General features: G+C 66.0%; 14 protein-coding genes. 8 read left to right on the forward strand and 6 right to left on the reverse strand.

Translation table 11 applies throughout. The features are described from left to right. Positions 1 to 175: 175 nt before the first annotated feature. The 6 genes from OH705_RS05705 to OH705_RS05730 all read left to right on the forward strand — a co-directional run bounded on the left by OH705_RS05705 (position 176) and on the right by OH705_RS05730 (position 8429). Positions 176 to 1339, forward strand: a complete 1164-nt coding sequence (locus OH705_RS05705; protein ID WP_267301328.1) for an efflux RND transporter periplasmic adaptor subunit — start codon at positions 176 to 178, stop codon at positions 1337 to 1339. After that, entirely contained in the window at positions 1336 to 4428 is a 3093-nt protein-coding gene (locus tag OH705_RS05710; RefSeq protein WP_267301330.1) for a multidrug efflux RND transporter permease subunit, read from the forward strand. Before OH705_RS05705 ends, OH705_RS05710 begins: the two co-directional genes overlap by 4 nt. Before the next feature lie 9 nt (positions 4429 to 4437). Beyond that, positions 4438 to 5109, forward strand: a complete 672-nt coding sequence (locus OH705_RS05715) for a heavy metal response regulator transcription factor (RefSeq protein WP_104444494.1) — start codon at positions 4438 to 4440, stop codon at positions 5107 to 5109. A 45-nt stretch (positions 5110 to 5154) separates the two neighbouring features. Then, complete coding sequence (locus OH705_RS05720; RefSeq protein WP_267301332.1) at positions 5155 to 6558, forward strand: heavy metal sensor histidine kinase; 1404 nt, start codon at positions 5155 to 5157, stop codon at positions 6556 to 6558. A 130-nt stretch (positions 6559 to 6688) separates the two neighbouring features. Next, positions 6689 to 6913 carry a hypothetical protein gene (locus OH705_RS05725; RefSeq protein WP_023631633.1) on the forward strand — a complete coding sequence of 75 codons (225 nt, stop codon included), beginning with the start codon at positions 6689 to 6691 and terminating at the stop codon, positions 6911 to 6913. Between the two features lie 205 nt (positions 6914 to 7118). Then, a complete protein-coding gene (locus tag OH705_RS05730) occupies positions 7119 to 8429 on the forward strand; it encodes an OprD family porin (RefSeq protein WP_023631632.1) in 1311 nt (436 codons plus the stop codon). Between the two features lie 82 nt (positions 8430 to 8511). Here OH705_RS05730 and OH705_RS05735 read toward each other — a convergent pair whose 3' ends face one another. Both OH705_RS05735 and OH705_RS05740 read right to left on the reverse strand, forming a co-directional pair. Next, on the reverse strand, positions 8512 to 8763 hold the full coding sequence (locus OH705_RS05735) for a DUF3077 domain-containing protein (protein WP_094010255.1): 252 nt from the start codon (positions 8761 to 8763) through the stop codon (positions 8512 to 8514). Further along, positions 8760 to 8999 (reverse strand): hypothetical protein, encoded by a 240-nt coding sequence (locus OH705_RS05740; RefSeq protein WP_023631630.1) that lies wholly within the window; start codon positions 8997 to 8999, stop codon positions 8760 to 8762. The genes OH705_RS05735 and OH705_RS05740 overlap by 4 nt, the downstream gene beginning before the upstream one ends. Positions 9000 to 9460: 461 nt before the next feature. Here OH705_RS05740 and OH705_RS05745 point away from each other — a divergent pair, with 461 nt between their 5' ends. Further along, on the forward strand, positions 9461 to 10957 hold the full coding sequence (locus OH705_RS05745) for a sensor domain-containing diguanylate cyclase (protein ID WP_104445310.1): 1497 nt from the start codon (positions 9461 to 9463) through the stop codon (positions 10955 to 10957). Positions 10958 to 10988: 31 nt separating this feature from the next. Here OH705_RS05745 and OH705_RS05750 read toward each other — a convergent pair whose 3' ends face one another. Continuing rightward, positions 10989 to 11465, reverse strand: coding sequence for a ferritin-like domain-containing protein (locus tag OH705_RS05750; protein ID WP_094010256.1), 477 nt, complete (start codon positions 11463 to 11465; stop codon positions 10989 to 10991). Positions 11466 to 11667: 202 nt separating this feature from the next. Here OH705_RS05750 and OH705_RS05755 point away from each other — a divergent pair, with 202 nt between their 5' ends. Then, positions 11668 to 11889, forward strand: a complete 222-nt coding sequence (locus OH705_RS05755; protein ID WP_031315465.1) for a DUF3820 family protein — start codon at positions 11668 to 11670, stop codon at positions 11887 to 11889. Between the two features lie 25 nt (positions 11890 to 11914). Here OH705_RS05755 and OH705_RS05760 read toward each other — a convergent pair whose 3' ends face one another. Genes OH705_RS05760 through ptsP form a run of 3 tightly spaced genes read right to left on the reverse strand, consistent with a single transcriptional unit; the run spans position 11915 to position 17426 of the window. After that, entirely contained in the window at positions 11915 to 13630 is a 1716-nt protein-coding gene (locus OH705_RS05760; RefSeq protein WP_267301335.1) for a PTS fructose-like transporter subunit IIB, read from the reverse strand. Further along, positions 13630 to 14577, reverse strand: a complete 948-nt coding sequence (pfkB, locus tag OH705_RS05765) for a 1-phosphofructokinase (RefSeq protein WP_267301337.1) — start codon at positions 14575 to 14577, stop codon at positions 13630 to 13632. Before pfkB ends, OH705_RS05760 begins: the two co-directional genes overlap by 1 nt. Next, the gene (gene ptsP / locus OH705_RS05770) at positions 14577 to 17426 is read right to left on the reverse strand and encodes a phosphoenolpyruvate--protein phosphotransferase (protein WP_267301339.1); all 2850 of its coding nucleotides are present in this window, start codon (positions 17424 to 17426) and stop codon (positions 14577 to 14579) included. Before ptsP ends, pfkB begins: the two co-directional genes overlap by 1 nt. Positions 17427 to 17452 lie beyond the last annotated feature (26 nt).

Raw genomic sequence — 17452 nt, forward strand, 5'->3', positions numbered from 1 at the left:
AGGGGCAAACGCCAACGTAACATTGATCCATGGCAGGGTATTGGCACTTGGCCATCAACCCACCGAAACTGACAGCCATGACAGCCAGGCGTCACGCTGCCGACCCGGACGGCGCGCTATAACCCTGCAATAGTCCAATCCATTTCCCAGCCCCTTGGCCAAGGTGCCTGCCCCGATGCGACGTCCGTCCCGCTACCTCGTACTCGCCGCCCTGGCCCTCGCCCTGCTGGTCGCCATCGGCGCCTGGCAGGGATTGCGCCGCGAAGCCCCGGCCAACCGCGCCGCCAGCGCGATACCGGTGCGCGTGGTCGCCGTGGCCCAGCAGGACGTGCCGCGCTACCTGAGCGCCATCGGCTCGGTGCTGTCGCTGCATAGCGTCGAGGTGCGCCCGCAGGTGGAGGGCGTGCTGACCCAGGTGCTGGTCAAGGAAGGCCAGTGGGTCAAACAGGGCGACCTGCTGGCCACCCTCGATGACCGGGCGATCCGCGCCAACCTCGATCAGGCCCGCGCCCAGCTCGGCCAGACCCAGGCGCAGTTGCAGGTGGGTAACGTCAACCTCAAGCGCTACCAGTTGCTCAGCAGCGACGACGGAGTGTCCAAGCAGACCCTCGACCAGCAGCAGGCGCTGGTGAACCAGTTGCAGGCGACGATCAAGGGCAACCAGGCGGCCATCGACAATGCCGCGGTGCAGCTCAGCTACACCCAGATCCGCTCGCCGGTGAGCGGGCGCGTCGGCATTCGCAACGTCGACCCTGGCAACCTGGTACGCACCAGCGACACTCAGAGCCTGTTCAGCGTCACCCAGATCGACCCGATCGCCGTGGAGTTCGCCCTGCCCCAACAGCAGCTGCCAGTCCTGCAGGGCCTGCTCAACTCGGCCACACCCGCCGAAGTGGAGACCTACCTGGACGCCGACGGCGAACGCAGCCTGCTCGCCAAGGGGCACTTGATGCTGATCGACAACCAGGTTTCGGCCACCACCGGCACGGTGCGGGTCAAGGCCGAGTTCGACAACCGGGACGCACGCCTGTGGCCGGGCCAGCTGGTCACCGTGCGCCTGCGCACGGCGGTGGACGAGGACGCCCTGGTGGTACCGCCTCCGGTGGTGCAGCGCAGCATCGACGGCCACTTCGTCTACCGCCTGGACGGCAACAAGGTCAGCGCCGTACCGGTCAAGGTGGTGTACCAGGACAGCACGCTGAACGTCATTGCCGGGGTCAAGGCCGGCGATCGCCTGGTGCTGGACGGTCAGTCGCGGCTCAAGCCCGGCAGCACCGTGGAAGTCACCCCCGACACCCCTGCCCCGGCGCAAATGGCCGAAAGCAGGAGCCAGCCATGAACACCCGCAACGGCGTCTCGGCCTGGTGCATCGACCACCCCATCGCCACCCTGCTGCTGACCTTCGCCCTGGTGCTGCTCGGTGCCATCGCCTTCCCGCGCCTGCCGGTGGCGCCGCTGCCCGAGGCCGACTTCCCGACCATCCAGGTTACCGCCCAGTTGCCCGGTGCCAGCCCGGAAACCATGGCCTCGTCGGTCGCCACGCCCCTGGAGGTGCAGTTCAGCGCCATCCCCGGCATGACCCAGATGACCAGCAGCAGCGCGCTGGGCTCGACCAACCTGATCCTGCAGTTCACCCTCGACAAGAACATCGACACCGCCGCTCAGGAGGTCCAGGCGGCGATCAACACCGCCACCGCGCGCCTGCCCCAGGACCTGCCCAGCCCGCCCACCTGGCGCAAGGTCAACCCGGCCGACAGCCCGGTGCTGATCCTCACCGTCAGCTCGGCGCAGATGCCTGGCAACCAACTGAGCGACTATGCCGAGACCCTGCTGGCCCGCCAGCTCAGCCAGATCGACGGGGTCGGCCTGATCAACATCACCGGGCAACTACGCCCGGCCATCCGCGTGCAGGCCCAGCCCGAAAAGCTCGCCGCCATCGGCCTGACCCTGGCCGATATCCGCCAGGCCATCCAGCAGACCAGTCTCAACCTGGCCAAGGGCGCGCTGTACGGCGAGCACAGCGTGTCGACCCTCGCCGCCAACGACCAGCTGTTCCACCCCGACGACTACGCGAAGCTGATCGTCAGCTACCGCAACGGCGCCCCGGTGCACCTGGCCGACGTCGCCAAGGTGATCGACGGCGCCGAGAACGCCTACGTCAGGGCCTGGTCCGGCGAACAGCCGGGGTTGAACCTGGTTATCTTCCGCCAACCCGGGGCAAACATCGTCGACACCGTGGACCGGGTGATGGCTGCCCTGCCCCGCCTGCAGGAAATGCTGCCGGCAGCGGTCGAGGTGTCGGTGCTGCAGGACCGCACGCAGACCATCCGCGCCTCGCTGCATGAGGTCGAGCTGACCCTGCTGATCGCCGTGGCCCTGGTGATCGGGGTGATGGCGCTGTTCCTGCGCCAGTGGTCGGCGACCTTCATCGTTTCCAGCGTGCTCGGCGTGTCGCTGATCGCCAGTTGCGCATTGATGTACGTGTTCGGCTTCAGCCTCAACAACCTCACCCTGGTGGCCATCGTCATCGCCGTGGGCTTCGTGGTGGACGATGCCATCGTCGTGGTGGAAAACATCCACCGCCACCTGGAGGCCGGCGACGACAGCCGCACGGCCGCGCTCAAGGGCGCCGGCGAGATCGGCTTCACCGTGGTGTCGATCAGCTTCTCGCTGATCGCCGCGTTCATTCCGCTGCTGTTCATGGGCGGCGTGGTCGGCCGGCTGTTCAAGGAATTCGCCCTGACCGCCACCGCGACCATCCTGATTTCGGTGGTGGTCTCGCTGACCCTGGCACCGACCCTCGCCGCGCTGTGCATGCGCCGCCCGCCCGAGACGCAGCATGGCGGCTTCGGCCAGCGCCTGGTGCGCTGGTACGAGAAGGGCCTGGACCGGGCCCTGGCGCACCAGCGTGTCACCCTCGGCGTGTTCGGCCTGACCCTGGCATTGGCGGTGGTCGGCTACGTGGCCATCCCCAAGGGCTTCTTCCCGCTGCAGGACACCGGGTTCATCCTCGGCACCAGCGAGGCGGCGGCCGATGTGTCCTACCCCGCGATGATCGAGAAGCACAAGGCCCTGGCGAAGATCATCGAAGCCGACCCGGCGGTGCGCGCCTTCTCCCATTCGGTCGGTGTCACCGGCAGCAACCAGACCATCGCCAACGGGCGCTTCTGGATCTCCCTCAAGCCCCGTGGCGAGCGCGACGTGTCGGCCAGCGAATGGATCGACCGCATGCGCGCAAAACTGGCGCAGGTTCCCGGCATCGTCCTGTACCTGCGCGCAGGGCAAGACATCAACCTCAGTTCCGGGCCGTCGCGCACCCAGTACCAGTACGTGCTCAAGAGCAACGACGGCGTTGCGCTGAACCTGTGGACCCAGCGCCTGACCGAACGCCTGCGCGAAAATCCGGCGTTCCGCGACCTGTCCAACGACCTGCAACTGGGCGCCAGCGTCACCCGCATCGACATCGACCGCCAGGCCGCCGCGCGCTTCGGCCTGACCACCACCGACGTCGACCAGGCGCTGTACGATGCCTTCGGCCAGCGGCAGATCAGCGAGTTCCAGACCGAGACCAACCAGTACAAGGTGATCCTCGAGCTGGACGCCCGCCAGCGCGGCAAGGCCGAGAGCCTCAACTACTTCTACCTGCGCTCGCCACTGTCGGGCGAGATGGTGCCGCTGTCGGCCCTGGCCCATGTCGCGCCGCCCAGCACCGGCCCTTTGTCGATCAGCCACGACGGCCTGTTCCCGGCGGCCAACCTGTCGTTCAACCTGGCCCCCGGCGTGGCCCTGGGCGATGCGGTGCAGATCCTCGAACGCACCCAGCGCGAACTGGGCATGCCCGACTCCATCGCCGGCAACTTCCAGGGCGCCGCCCAGGCCTTCCAGAGTTCACTGTCGAGCCAGCCCTACCTGATCCTCGCCGCGCTGGTGGCGGTGTACATCATCCTCGGCGTGCTCTACGAGAGCTTCGTGCACCCGCTGACCATCATCTCCACCCTGCCCTCGGCGGGCCTGGGCGCGCTGATCCTGCTCTGGGCCATGGGCCAGGACTTCACCATCATGGGCCTGATCGGCGTGGTGCTGCTGATCGGCATCGTCAAGAAGAACGGCATCCTGCTCATCGACTTCGCCCTCGAAGCCCAGCGCAACCACGGCATGACGCCCGAGCAGGCGATCCACCAGGCGTGCCTGGTGCGCTTTCGCCCGATCTTCATGACCACCCTGGCCGCATTGCTCGGCGCGCTGCCACTGATGTTCGGCTTCGGCGCCGGCGCCGAACTGCGTCAGCCACTGGGCATCGCCGTGGTCGGCGGCCTGCTGGTGAGCCAGGCACTGACGCTGTTCACCACCCCGGTCATATACTTGGCCCTGGAGCGTCTGTTCCACCGCCGCCGGGCCACCGTCGCCCCCGCGCCGACCGCCAGTTGAGACAAGACCATGCGTGTGCTGATCATCGAAGACGAAGAAAAAACCGCCGACTACCTGCATCGTGGCCTCACCGAGCAGGGCTTCACCGTCGACCTGGCCCGCGACGGCATCGACGGCCTGCACCTGGCCCTCGAAGGCGACTACGCGGTGATCGTTCTCGACGTGATGCTGCCTGGCCTGGATGGCTACGGCGTGCTGCGCGCACTGCGGGCGCGCAAGCAGACGCCGGTGATCATGCTCACCGCCCGCGAGCGGGTCGAGGACCGCATCCACGGCCTGCGCGAAGGCGCCGACGACTACCTGGGCAAGCCGTTCTCGTTCCTCGAACTGGTGGCCAGGCTGCAGGCCCTGACCCGGCGCAGCGCCATTCATGAGCCGCTGCAGATCCAGGTGGCGGACCTGTGGATCGACCTGATGGCGCGCAAGGCCAGCCGGGCCGGCCAGCGCCTGGACCTGACCGCCAAGGAGTTCTCGCTGCTCAGCGTGCTGGCCCGGCGCCAGGGCGAGATCCTGTCCAAGACCGCCATCGCCGAGCTGGTCTGGGACATCAATTTCGACAGTGACGCCAATGTCGTCGAAGTGGCGATCAAGCGCCTGCGCGCCAAGCTCGACGGGCCGTTCGACCACAAGCTGCTGCATACCATTCGAGGCATGGGCTATGTCCTGGAACATCGTGGCTGATACCTGCACTACCCGCCCCCATGAATCGGCCGCAGGTAGCGCCCCATGAATCCTTGGCGCAACTCCATCGCCCTGCGCCTGGCGGCGCTGTTCGCCATGGTCGCCCTGGCGGTGTTCGTACTGATCGGCAGCGCGCTGTACCGCCAGGTCGACCACAGCCTCGATCTGCTGCCAGCGGCCGAACTGGACGCACGCTTCAGCGTGCTCGAATCCACCCTCAACCGCTTCGGCACCTCCGAGCACTGGGCCAAGATCAACAACAAACTCAACCTGCTGAGCGAAGAAGACCGACGCATCCGCTTCTGGGTGGTGAGCAGCGACCCGGCCTTCGAGTACGGCCAGCCCAGCGAACAGGTGCGCGGCTTCGCCAAGGGCCCTGTGGGCATGCGCGAGCTGCGCCTGTCCGACAGCCCCTATCCCTACAAGGTGCTGGTCAGCGAGCTGCCCGCGCAGGGTGAGCGCCCGCCCCTGCGTTTTCTGATCGGCATCGACACTGAAACCTTCTGGCAGGCCCAGCACAGCCTGCTGGTGGCCATCGTTGGCCTGGCGGCTTTCGGCGTGCTGCTGGCTTCGCTGCTTGGTTACTGGGTCGCCCGTATTGGTCTGCGACCCCTGCTCGCCCTCTCCGAAGAAGCCCAGGCCCTGGCGCCGCCACGCCTGGACGGTCGCCTGCAGACCCGCGACCTGCCGCCGGAACTGGCGCGCTTCGCCGGCACCTTCAATGCCGCCCTCGACCGAGTCAGCCAGGCCTATTCGCAACTGGAAGCCTTCAACGCCGACGTCGCCCACGAACTGCGCTCGCCGCTGACCAACCTGATCGGCCAGACCCAGGTCGCCCTCACCCGCGGGCGCAGCGCCGAGCACTACTTCGAGGTGCTGCAATCGAACCTCGAAGAACTCGAGCGCCTGCGCAGCATCATCAACGACATGCTGTTCCTGGCCAGCGCCGACCAGGGCAGCAAGGCCACCGCCCTTACCCAGGCCTCGCTGGCCGAGGAAGTGGCCACCACCCTCGACTACCTCGACTACATCCTCGAAGACGCCCACGTCAGCGTCACCGTCAGCGGCGATGCCCAGGCCTGCATCGAAAAGGCCCAGTTGCGCCGGGCGCTGATCAACCTGCTGAACAACGCCGTGCAGCACACCGCACCGCACCAGGCGATCCAGGTGCGCATCGAGGCTACTGAGGAGCAAGTCAGCATCGCGGTGAGCAACCCGGGGCCGGCGATCGACGACGAACACCTGCCGATGCTGTTCGAGCGCTTCTATCGGGTGGATGCGGCCCGCGCCAACAGCGGCGGCGGCAACCACGGACTGGGCCTGGCCATCGTCAAGGCAATCGCCCTGATGCACGGCGGCAGTGTTTTCGTGCACAGCGAGGCCGGGGCCAATACCTTCGGTATCAACTTGCCGAGCGCTCAACTACGCGGGTTTGCGGTAAAAGTCTGAGTATTTTTGCCGCGATCATTACTTTTTGCGCAACAGTGCTTATCTGAACAGCCTCTGTTTCCCCGCTGTTTACAGGACTAACTTTAGCCCTGTCTCCATTAGCACTTGCCCCGCAAGAAGGTTGTTCCAAATGTCCAACAGTATGGGTATTGCCAGCGTCTTCGTCCTGTCTTCCCTGTTGTTGTCGCCCCTGGCCATGGCGGAAGAATCCCCGGCCTTCGTCGCCCGCAACGCCGAACTCGCCGCGGTTCACCAGGAGGCGCGTGACGCCTACGCCGCGCAGCAGTCCGCTGCGGCTAAAGACGCACAGCAGACCGCTTCCAAGGTATCTGTCGATACCGATGCCGATAGCTGACCGGCCACGCCAGCTGTTTCCAGTTTTCCCTGGGCTACACCATGGGCACTGCCTGTGACGATATGTTAGCCTTTCAAAGCCGCTGCCTTTCAGCGGCTTTTTTTATGCGTCGAAAATCTCAGCCTGGCTGTTACGTCTCTAATAAGAACTTGCAGACACGACAATAAAAAACTGCCCCATCGCTTGACCAAAGGAGTTTGTACCGGTGTCTTTCGCGTTTCGTTTCACCCCGTTGTTCGTTGCATTGGCCGCAACGATGCCCGTGGCCGCACAGGCCGATGAAGCCAAGGCTGATGGCTTCATCGAGGGCTCCACGCTGAACCTGCATTTGCGTAATGCCTACTTCAACCGCAACGAAAAGAATGCCTCGATCAAGGACAAACGCGAGTGGGGCCAGGGCGCCGTCGCACGCTTCGAGTCCGGCTACACGCCTGGCGTAATCGGCTTCGGCCTCGACGCCCACGCCATGGTCGGCCTGAAGCTCGACGGCGGTGATGGCCGTGCCGGCACCTCGATCCTGCCGAGCGCACCGGAAGACAAGGCGCGCCACGCCTTCTCCACTGCCGGCGGCGCGATCAAGCTCAAGGGCTTCGACACCGAGTTCAAGGCCGGTGACCTGTTCCTCACCAACCCGGTGATCGCCGGTGGCGAAAGCCGCATGCTGCCGCAGACCTTCCGCGGCGTCGCGCTGACCAACAACAGCATCGACGGGCTGATGCTCGAAGGCGGCAAGGTCAGCTTCACCAAGCCGTACAACCAGAGCGGCCACCGCCGCATCAACACCTACTACAGCAACCAGACACGCGAGCAGGACAGCCAGAACCTGAGCTGGGCCGGCGCGTCGTGGAGCGGCACCGAGGGCGTCACCGCCAACCTCTACGCCGCCGAGCTGAAGGACATCTGGAACCAGTACTACGCCGACTTCGACTACACCTACGCGGTCAACGACCTGGTCAGCCTGAACCCAGGCGTGCACTTCTATCACACCCAGGACACCGGCCAGTCGAAGCTGGGCAGCATCGACAACAACACCTGGAGCGTGCACTTCACCGTCGCCGCCGGGTACCACAGCGTCACCGCCGCCTACCAGCGGGTCAATGGCGACACGCCGTTCGACTACATCAACCTGGGCGACAGCATCTTCCTCGACAACTCGCGCATGTACTCGGACTTCAACGCGCCGAACGAGCGCTCGTGGAAGCTGCAGTACGACTACGACTTCGCCGGCCTCGGCATCCCAGGCCTGAGCACCTCGCTGTCGTACTCGCGCGGCAAGGCCGACCTGACCAAGGCCAGCCAAGACACCCAGTACTACGATTTCTACAACGCCGAAGGCGAAAATGCCCGGCACTGGGAGCGCGACTTCGACGTGAAGTATGTGTTCCAGGAAGGTCAGATGAAGGACCTGTCGGTGCTGCTGCGCTATGCCACGCACCGGGCCAACGCGGCCTACTCGACGATTCAGGACAACAACGAATTCCGCATGATCGTGGATTATCCGTTGAACGTGTTCTGATCTGAAACCGATCGCAGGGCAAGCCCGCTCCCACGCCAGGCGGATTATCAGGCGTGGGAGCGGGCTTGCCCTGCGATGGACTTCAACGGGTACGGTTCAACCCAATCTCCAGGTCATTGATCAGCGCCTTGGCCATGGCACTGAGGATCCGCGCTGCACTCCCTGCTTTCAAATCCCCTTCCATTTCCGCCTCCGTGGTCAGGTGCAGGATGCAACCCTGCAGCACCGACAGCTCGTTGAACGCCAGGCTGAAAGGCACATCGGGCTCAACACGAAAACACTCCAGGAATGTCGAAACGCCGGCAGTGGCAAAACGTTCGGGCTGCTCGCTCATGGCTGCACCTCCAGCGACCTGGCGTGGGCCATCAGGCAGCTCAGCAGCCGGCTGAGGATGGAAATGTTCTCCACCAGGATCTCGGGACGCTCATCCACGGGAAAGGCCATGTAGACGTCGCAGGTGCGGGTCATCATGGTCATCAGGACAGCGGCATGCTCCCAGACTTCGGCGAGGGGCAGATGGTCGATGATGGAGATGTAGGGGATGGGTGGGTCAGGTACTAGCTTTTTCATTTCAAATCGCTCATGTCGATTGAAGAAAATCGCCACTTGAACCTTTCTCACGGGATTAGGTGGCAACCGTGTACGGGGTGAGAAACCGAGGACATGAAACCCGGCCAGACCAGAGGTCTGCCCGAACACGGCTGCCATTGAAGTGGCCGAAAGACATATCATCAGGTTCTCACGCCCGGTCACCGAATTTGGCGACCCGACGACGTTAGCCCTGATGCATTTCCCGGCCTATCCAGACCCTTCCGGCAAGCGCGTAGGATAGGTCCCAAGCACAGCCCAACTGAAGCATTTGGTTTCAGATTCGGAAATGTCGTACATCCCATCGCAGGCCTACTGAATCAATTCCGTCGGGCAAAACACCTTTGATCTTGTCCGACAATCGCGCCTTGCCTAAAATACCGCCGCCGCTTTCCGGCCCACTCCCCATGGATCCCGGGGCTTATGCAGTTGCGAGCATGACGTTGCCCACCCGATCACCACGATCCGCCCTGTACAAGTCACACCCCGAGCTGGTCCTCAACCTGGGCAGCTGCCTTGCCGTGCTCGCCATAGTGGCTATCGTCGGCTACCTGCTGGCACGCGAGCGCGACAGCGTCGAGCAATCGGAAATGCGCTCGTCGAGCAACATCGTGCAGTTGATCGAAAGCGACATCCTGCGCAACGTCGAACTCTACGACCAGTCGCTCAAGGGCCTGATCTGGGCCGTGCAGCACCCCGAGCTGCTCAACGTACCGACCAAGCTGCGCCAGCAGATCCTGTTCAACCAGGCCTTCTCCGCGCCGGTGCGCGGCGACATTCTCTGGCTCGACGCCAAGGGCGACGTGCTCGGCGACTCCACCAGCGCGGTGCCGCGCCAGGCCAACTTCGCCGACACCGTGGCCTTCCAGGCGCACCGAGACCGCCCGGGCCTGGGCCTGCTGATCAGTCCGCCGTTCAAGGCGCGGCTGGGCAACCTGGACTGGTGCATCAGCTTCAGCCGGCGCATCTCCGGCGCCAACGGCGAGTTCCAGGGCCTGGCCGCCGGGGCCTTGCGCCTGTCCTATTTCAACGAACTGTTCCAGCGCCTGGACATCGGCGTGGACAGCAGCATCAACCTGCTCAACACCGACGGCCAGCTACTGGCGCGCCAGCCGACCCGGCCGCAGGATCCACTGATCGGCACCAGCTTCAGCGAGCGCCCCAACTTCAAGCGCATCCTCAGCGAGCGCAGTGGCAGCTTCACCGCCCGCTCGACGGCCTATGAGGGCCAGCGCCTCTACACCTTCGCCCGGGTCGCCGACCTGCCGTTGATCGTGCTGGTGGCCCACTCGGCCGATGAAGTGTTCCAGTCGTGGCGGCGTACCGCGATCGTGGTCAGCGTGGCCACCGGCGTGTTGTGCATCGGCATCCTCTGGCTGACCTTGCTGCTGGGCCGCGAGCTACGTCGGCGCCACGATGCCGAAATGGGCCTGGCCACCCTCGCCGCCACCGACAGCCTCACCGGCCTTGCCAACCGCCGCCGCCTCGACCAGGTGCTGCGCCAGGAATGGGCGCGCGCCCAGCGCAACCGCAAGCCGCTGGCAGTGCTGATGGTGGATGTGGACCACTTCAAGGCCTTCAACCAGCGCCATGGCCATGCCGGTGGCGACCATGTACTGCGCGAGGTGGCCACCACTATCGAGCTGTGCATCCGCCGCCCGGCGGACCTGGCGGCGCGTTACGGCGGGGAAGAGTTCCAGGTGGTGCTGCCGGAAACCGAGCTGGCCGGCGCCCGGTTGCTGGCCGAGCGGATTCGCGCCAGTGTCGAGGCGATGCCGCCGTTCGGCGATGACGAGCGGTCGGTGACGGTCAGCGTGGGGATTGGCCTGCATATCCCCGGCACCCATCAGGACCTGGCGGCGCTGCTGGGTGATGCTGACGAGGCGTTGTATCGGGCCAAGGCCAATGGGCGGAATCGGGTGGAAGGACCCGAGGAGTGAGTCATGGGGCCGTTAAACGGCCCCATGCTGATCAGGACCGAGCGCGGGCTGCGTTACGCAGAGCCTTCACCTGATCATGATTGCGCTGCACGCCCTGCAGCTGTTTCTCTACCAAGGCATACGAAGTGTCATTGGCCGAACGCCCCAGTTTGACCAGCTTCTCGCGGGCTTCCTTGTAGGCCTTCAGCGCATGGTCTTCCCCACGCTCCACTTCATTGAGCACCGCTTCTTCATCCTTGCCGGTGACCATCGACTTGAGGTTGACCCAGCCACGGTGCAGGTCACCGCTGATGCTGGTGCTGGTTTCCGGGTCGCCGCCCAGGCGCCGCACTTCGCCCTGCAACTCTGCGGCGGCACTGGCGCACTCGCTGGCACGCTGCACGAAGAATGCTTTCAGTTCAGGGTTCTTCACATCCTCGGCAGAAGTCTTGAAGCCTTTCTCACCATCCTTGCTGTACTCGATCAGGTCGTTGAGTACGTCGATCGTGTCTTTGTTGGGATTACTCATGGCAAAAACTCCTTGGCAGGTCATAGTCACCTTGATCGGAGCAGGCTTCGTGCCAAACCCAGAAAATAAAAATAATTCATTAAAATCAGTAACTTGAAGATTTCACAAACATGCCGTTCAAGGGCGTTCTGCATGATCGCCGCTTGGGTCGTCGTGCAGTTTGCAGTAAGGTCGCGCTTCAACCGCCACAGGCCACCGCCCGATGAAACCCGAAACCCTGCAACTGCTGGTCACCCGCACCATGCCTTTTGGCAAGTACCAGGGGCGGATCATCGCCGACCTGCCCGGGGACTACCTGGCATGGTTTGCCCGTAAAGGCTTCCCGCCCGGGGAGCTTGGCGGGTTGCTGGCGCTGATGCACGAGATCGACCACAACGGGTTGGGCGATCTGCTGAAACCGTTGCGGGGCAAGACCAGGGGTTGAAGCATTTGATGGAGCAATCGCGGGCCTAGCCCTTGGCCGGCGCCACGACCATCTCCACCTGCTCGCTCTTCTTGATCAGCGCGTACACCACCGCCGTCAGCAGGCTGCCGGCGACGATGGCCAGCAGGTACAACAGCGCAAGGTTGATCGCGTTGGGGATCAGCAGCACGAACAACCCGCCATGGGGCGCCATCAGCTTGCAGCCAAAATACATCGACAAGGCCCCGGTCAGCGCGCCCCCGGCGATGCTCGCCGGAATCACCCGCAGCGGGTCCTTGGCGGCGAACGGGATCGCGCCCTCGGAGATGAAGCACAGGCCCAGCGCCAGCGCCGCCTTGCCGGCCTCGCGCTCACTCTGGGCGAACTTGCGCCGGGCCAGGAAGGTGGCGATGCCCAGGCCGATCGGCGGCACCATGCCGGCGGCCATGGTCGCGGCCATCGGCGCGTAGCTCGACGAGGCCAGCAGCCCCACCGAGAAGGCATAGGCGGCCTTGTTGATCGGCCCGCCGAGGTCGACGCACATCATGCCGCCGAGCAGCAGCCCAAGCAGCACGGCGTTGGCGGTGCCCATGCTGTCGAGGAAATGGGTCAGTCCCGCGAGCATGGCCGCCACGGGCTGGCCGACCACGTAGATCATCACCAGGCCAGTGAACAGGCTGGCCAGCAGCGGGATGATGAGGATCGGCTTGAGCGCGTCGAGGCTGCTGGGCAGGCGCACCCAGCGGGCGATGCCCTTGGCGCTGTAGCCGGCCAGGAAGCCGGCGACGATGCCGCCGATGAACCCCGCCCCGAGCGTGCTGGCCAACAGGCCGCCGATCATCCCGGGCGCCAGGCCCGGGCGGTCGGCAATGGACCAGGCGATATAGCCGGCAAGCAGCGGCACCATCAGCTTGAACGCCGCCTCGCCGCCGATCTGCATCAAGGCGGCGGGCAGCGTGCCGGGTTCCTTGTAAGCCTCGATGCCAAACACAAACGACAAGGCGATCAGCAAACCGCCGGCCACCACCATCGGCAGCATGAACGAAACCCCGGTCAACAGGTGCTTGTAGACACCGGTCTTCTCGGCCGGAGAAACCGCGCCGGTCGTTCCCGCCGCCTCTACCTTGCCCTCGGCCAGGGCCTTGTCCAGCGTGGCACGGGCCTGCTTGAGGGCGATGCCGGTGCCGCAGCGGTAGATACGCTTGCCGGCAAAGCGCGCAGCCGGTACTTCGATATCGGCAGCCAGCAACACCACATCGGCTGCAGCGATGGCCTCGGCCGGCAGCGGATTGCGCGCGCCGACCGAGCCCTGGGTTTCCACGGTGAGCTGGTAGCCCATGGCCTGCGCCGCCTGTTGCAGGGCTTCGGCGGCCATGAAGGTGTGGGCCACGCCGGTAGGACAGGCGGTCACAGCGACAATCTTCGGCGCACCCTGCACCGGGGTTTGCGCCACTTGCACCTGGGCGCCAGCAGCGGCCTCGTCGAGGAAGCCTTCACGGTCGGCCAGGGCCTGGGCCGGCGTGCTCTGGTACAGGCGCTTGCCCGCAAAGCGCGCCAGGTCCACCGGCCCGGTGCTGACCACCAGCACCCAGTCGGCCTCGGCGATCTGCGTTGGCGTCAGGCGCAGCTCCGGATGTTCGGCGTCGTGCACCTCGACGCAGGTTTTCCAGCCCCGACGCTGGGCCGCGGCGGCCAACAGGCGGGCGCTGAGCACGCTGGACACCTGACCGTTGGGGCAGGCGGTGACAATGGCAATGTTCATCAGCAGCCCTCTTCTTGTTGTTCTGTAAGGCGCACGGCGGCTTCCAGACGCTCCAGTTGCTCACGGTCGTGAATGCCGAAGCCGACCTGGGTGACTGCCTGGGCGGCGATGGCGGTGGCGCGGCGCAAGGTAGCGGCGGGCGCTTCGGCCAGGAGCAGGCCATGGACCATGCCGGCAACCAGCGAATCACCGGCGCCGACGGTACTGGCGATGCGCACTTTCGACGGTTGCGCATGCAGCGCCAGGCCAGCGGCGAACCAGTTCACGCCCTGCTCGCCCTGGGACACCACCACATGCTCGACGCCAGTGGCGAGCAGCCGCCGTGCGGCCGCGCGTTGCTCGTCCGCAGCCTGCACCGGCAGCCCGAGGACTTCACCCAGCTCCTCGGTGTTGGGCTTGACCAGCCAGGGCGCGGCCTGCAGGCCTGCGCGCAAGGCTTCGCCGCTGCTGTCCAGGGCCACCTTCAGGCCCTGGGACTTGAGCACCAGCAGCAGCTCGCGCAACCACTCGGGGCTGATCCCCCGTGGCAGGCTCCCGGCCACCACCACGGCGTCATGCCCCGGGGCCACGAGTGCCAGACGTTGCAGCAAGGCGTCGCGGGCGGCCTCGTCGACCTGCGGCCCTGGCCCGTTGATATCGGTGACCTGGCCATCGGCCTCGACCAGCTTGATGTTGCTGCGGGTCTCGCCCGGGACGCGCACGAAGCAATCGGCGAACCCGCGCCAGGCAATCAGCGCCTCGAACGGCGCCAGGTTATCCTGCCCCAGGAAACCGCCGACAGTGACGCTGTGACCCAGGTCGGCCAGCACCTGGGCGACGTTCAGCCCCTTGCCGGCGGCATGGCTGTGCTGGGCCTGGCTGCGGTTGACCGCGCCGGGTCGCAGGCGGTCGAGGCTGATGGTGATATCCAGCGCCGGGTTGAGGGTGAGGGTGAGGATCTTGGCCATCAAAAACGCTCCACCAGCGCCCGAACTGCCTCGGCGCTGTCTTGTTGCAGGGCCTCGCGCGCCAGGGCGCGGGCCGTCGAAAGGTCGGTCTGGCGCACCAGTGCCTTGACTTCAGGAATGCTGCGGGCGGCGACACTCAGTTCGTCCACCTCCAGGCCCAGCAGCACGGCGACCGCCTGCGGGTCGGCCGCCAGTTCGCCGCACACGCCCACCCACTTGCCCTGGGCATGGGCGGCGCGCACGGTCATGTCGATCAGGTTGAGCACTGCCGGGTGCAGGCCGTCGGCCTGGGCCGACAGGCTCGGGTGACCGCGGTCGATGGCCAGGGTGTACTGGGTGAGGTCGTTGGTACCGATACTGAAAAAGTCCACTTCACGGGCCAGCTGCGGTGCCAGCAAGGCGGCCGACGGTACCTCGACCATGATGCCTACCTGCAAGTCGGCCACCGGGATCTCCTGGCGCAGGCGCTCGACCATGGCCTTGGCGGCGCGCCATTCATGGAGCTGGCCGACCATGGGGAACATGATGCGCAGCGGGCGGTTGTCCGCGGCACGCAGCAATGCGCGCAGCTGGTCCTCCATCACCTGCGGGCGTTGCAGGGTCAGGCGCACGCCGCGCACGCCGAGGAAGGGGTTTTCCTCAGCCGCGATCGGCCAGTACGGCAAGGGCTTGTCGCCCCCGACGTCGAGCGTGCGCACCACCAGTGGCCGTCCGTCCAGGCCATCGAGCACCCGACGGTACTCGGCTTCCTGGGTCGCCACATCGGGCAACTGCGGATGGGCCATGAAGATCAGTTCGGTGCGCAACAGGCCGATGCCTTCGGCACCTTGCTCCACCACCTTGTCGATGCCGTTGCTCTGGCCGATGTTGGCGAACACTTCGACGGCATGGCCGTCGCGCGTCCGCGCGGGCTCATGGCGGTTGGCCCAGGCGATCTGTAGCCGACGCTCGCGGGCATCACGCTCTGCCAGGGCTCGTTGCAACTCGGCCTCGGCTGGCGCAACCACGACCCGCCCGCGCTGACCATCGAGCAGCAGCGGCGTGCCGCTATCCAGCAACAGCACGGCCGCCCCGGCCCCGACCACCGCCGGGATGCCCAGGGCGCGAGCGACGATGGCGCTGTGTGCGGTGGCGCCGCCCTGGGCGGTGACGATGCCGGCGACCCGTGCCGGGTCCAGGCGCGCCACGTCCGAAGGGCCGACCTCGGCCATCACCAGCACATAGGGCTGCTCTGGCTCGGCGCTGTCCTTGACGCCGCACAGTTGCGCCAGCACCCGACGACCGATATCGCGCAGATCGGCGGCCCGCTCGGCCAGCAGCGCATCGTGCAGGGCCTCCTGCTGACGGGCGGCGGCTTCGATCACCGCCATCCATGCAGCTGCGGCGCTTTCGCCCTGGGCCAGGCGCAGCTCGACGTCGTCGGTCAGGGCCGGGTCGGCGAGCATTTCCTGATGGGTGACGAAAATTTCGCCGATGGCCTTGTCGCTGCGTTGCACCAGGGCCTGAAGATCGGCGTGCACTGTGTCGATGGCCTGGCGCAGCCTGGCCCGCTCCTGGGCGGGCGACTCGCCGCGCAGCGGGTAGTCGATATCGCGCTCGACGCAGACATGGGCCGGGCCACTGGCGATACCCGGCGCGGCCGCGACACCCTGCAGGGTGCTGCCGGGCGGCGGGGCCTGGAGGGTTTCGACCTGCGGCTGCTCCACTGCTGCCGTTTGCGGCAAGGGCTCGACCTCCTCGCCGAGGCCCTGCTCGATAGCCGCCAGCAACGCCGGCAAGGCATCGGCGGCGATGCCAGGTTCAGCGATCAATTCTAGAACTTGGCCACGACGGATGCCGAGGCTCAGCAGCTTGCTCAGGCTCTTCACCGAGACGGCGGGCTGGCCGCTGTCGTGCCGCCGTATGCGGATCTCGCCCTCGAAACCCTTGGCCAGCTGCGCCAGTACCTTTGCAGGGCGAGCATGCAGGCCATGGGCGTTGGCCAATACTATCCGGGCGCTGGGCCAGTCGGCGGGCGCCTCGCCGCCGAGCACTTCGAGCACGGCGCGGCTGCTGGTGGCCTGGTAGAGCATCTGCCCACGGCCCTCGATCAATACCTCGCACAGGCGCTCGAGCAGGGCTTGATGCGCCGCTCCTAGGCTGGCCAGGCAGAACAGGCCATTGAGCGGTTGATCGCGGTAGCGCAACGGTTGCTGCGGGGTGACGAAGGCCAGCCCCGGTTGGCGCACCTCACGTTCGCTGTGCAGCCACCACAGGCCTTCACCTAGCGGCAGCGGCTCGGTCTGCTGCAGCAAGGCGGCAAAGCCGCTGTCGGCACAACCGGCGCGTTGCAACAGACGAGCGCCACGCCAGGCCAGTTCGTCGAAGTCTTCCGCCGCCAGGTTGAGGCCGACCAGCTGGGCATCCAGCGCCAGCTCGCGTGGCGCCCCTTGCAGTAACTTGAGCAGTGCCTCGGCACTGCCGGAGCGACGCAGCGCCTCGGCCAGGTCGGTTTCACCGAGGGCGCGGGTCAGCAGTTGCAGCAGGCGCAAATGTTCATCTGAGCGGGCGGCGATGCCGATGGCCAGGTAGACGATCTGGCCGTCGCCCCAGTCCACGCCGTCGGGAAACTGCAGCAGGCGTACGCCCGTGGCGAACACCAGCTCGCGGGTCTGCGGCGTGCCGTGGGGGATGGCGATGCCTTGGCCGAGGAAGGTCGAGCCTTGCGTCTCCCGGGCCTGCAGCCCCGCCAGGTAACCCTCAGCGACCAGACCATCGGCAACCAGTCGATCGGCCAGCAGCGCCAGTGCCTCGCCCTTGTCGGCGGCACGCTGGCCCATGGCAATCTGCTCAACGGCAAGCTCGAGCATGACCCTCTCCTTTTGCGGCAGCCCCG

The sequence above is a fragment of the Pseudomonas sp. BJa3 genome, from assembly GCF_026343815.1.
In the GTDB taxonomy this organism is placed as follows: domain Bacteria; phylum Pseudomonadota; class Gammaproteobacteria; order Pseudomonadales; family Pseudomonadaceae; genus Aquipseudomonas; species Aquipseudomonas soli.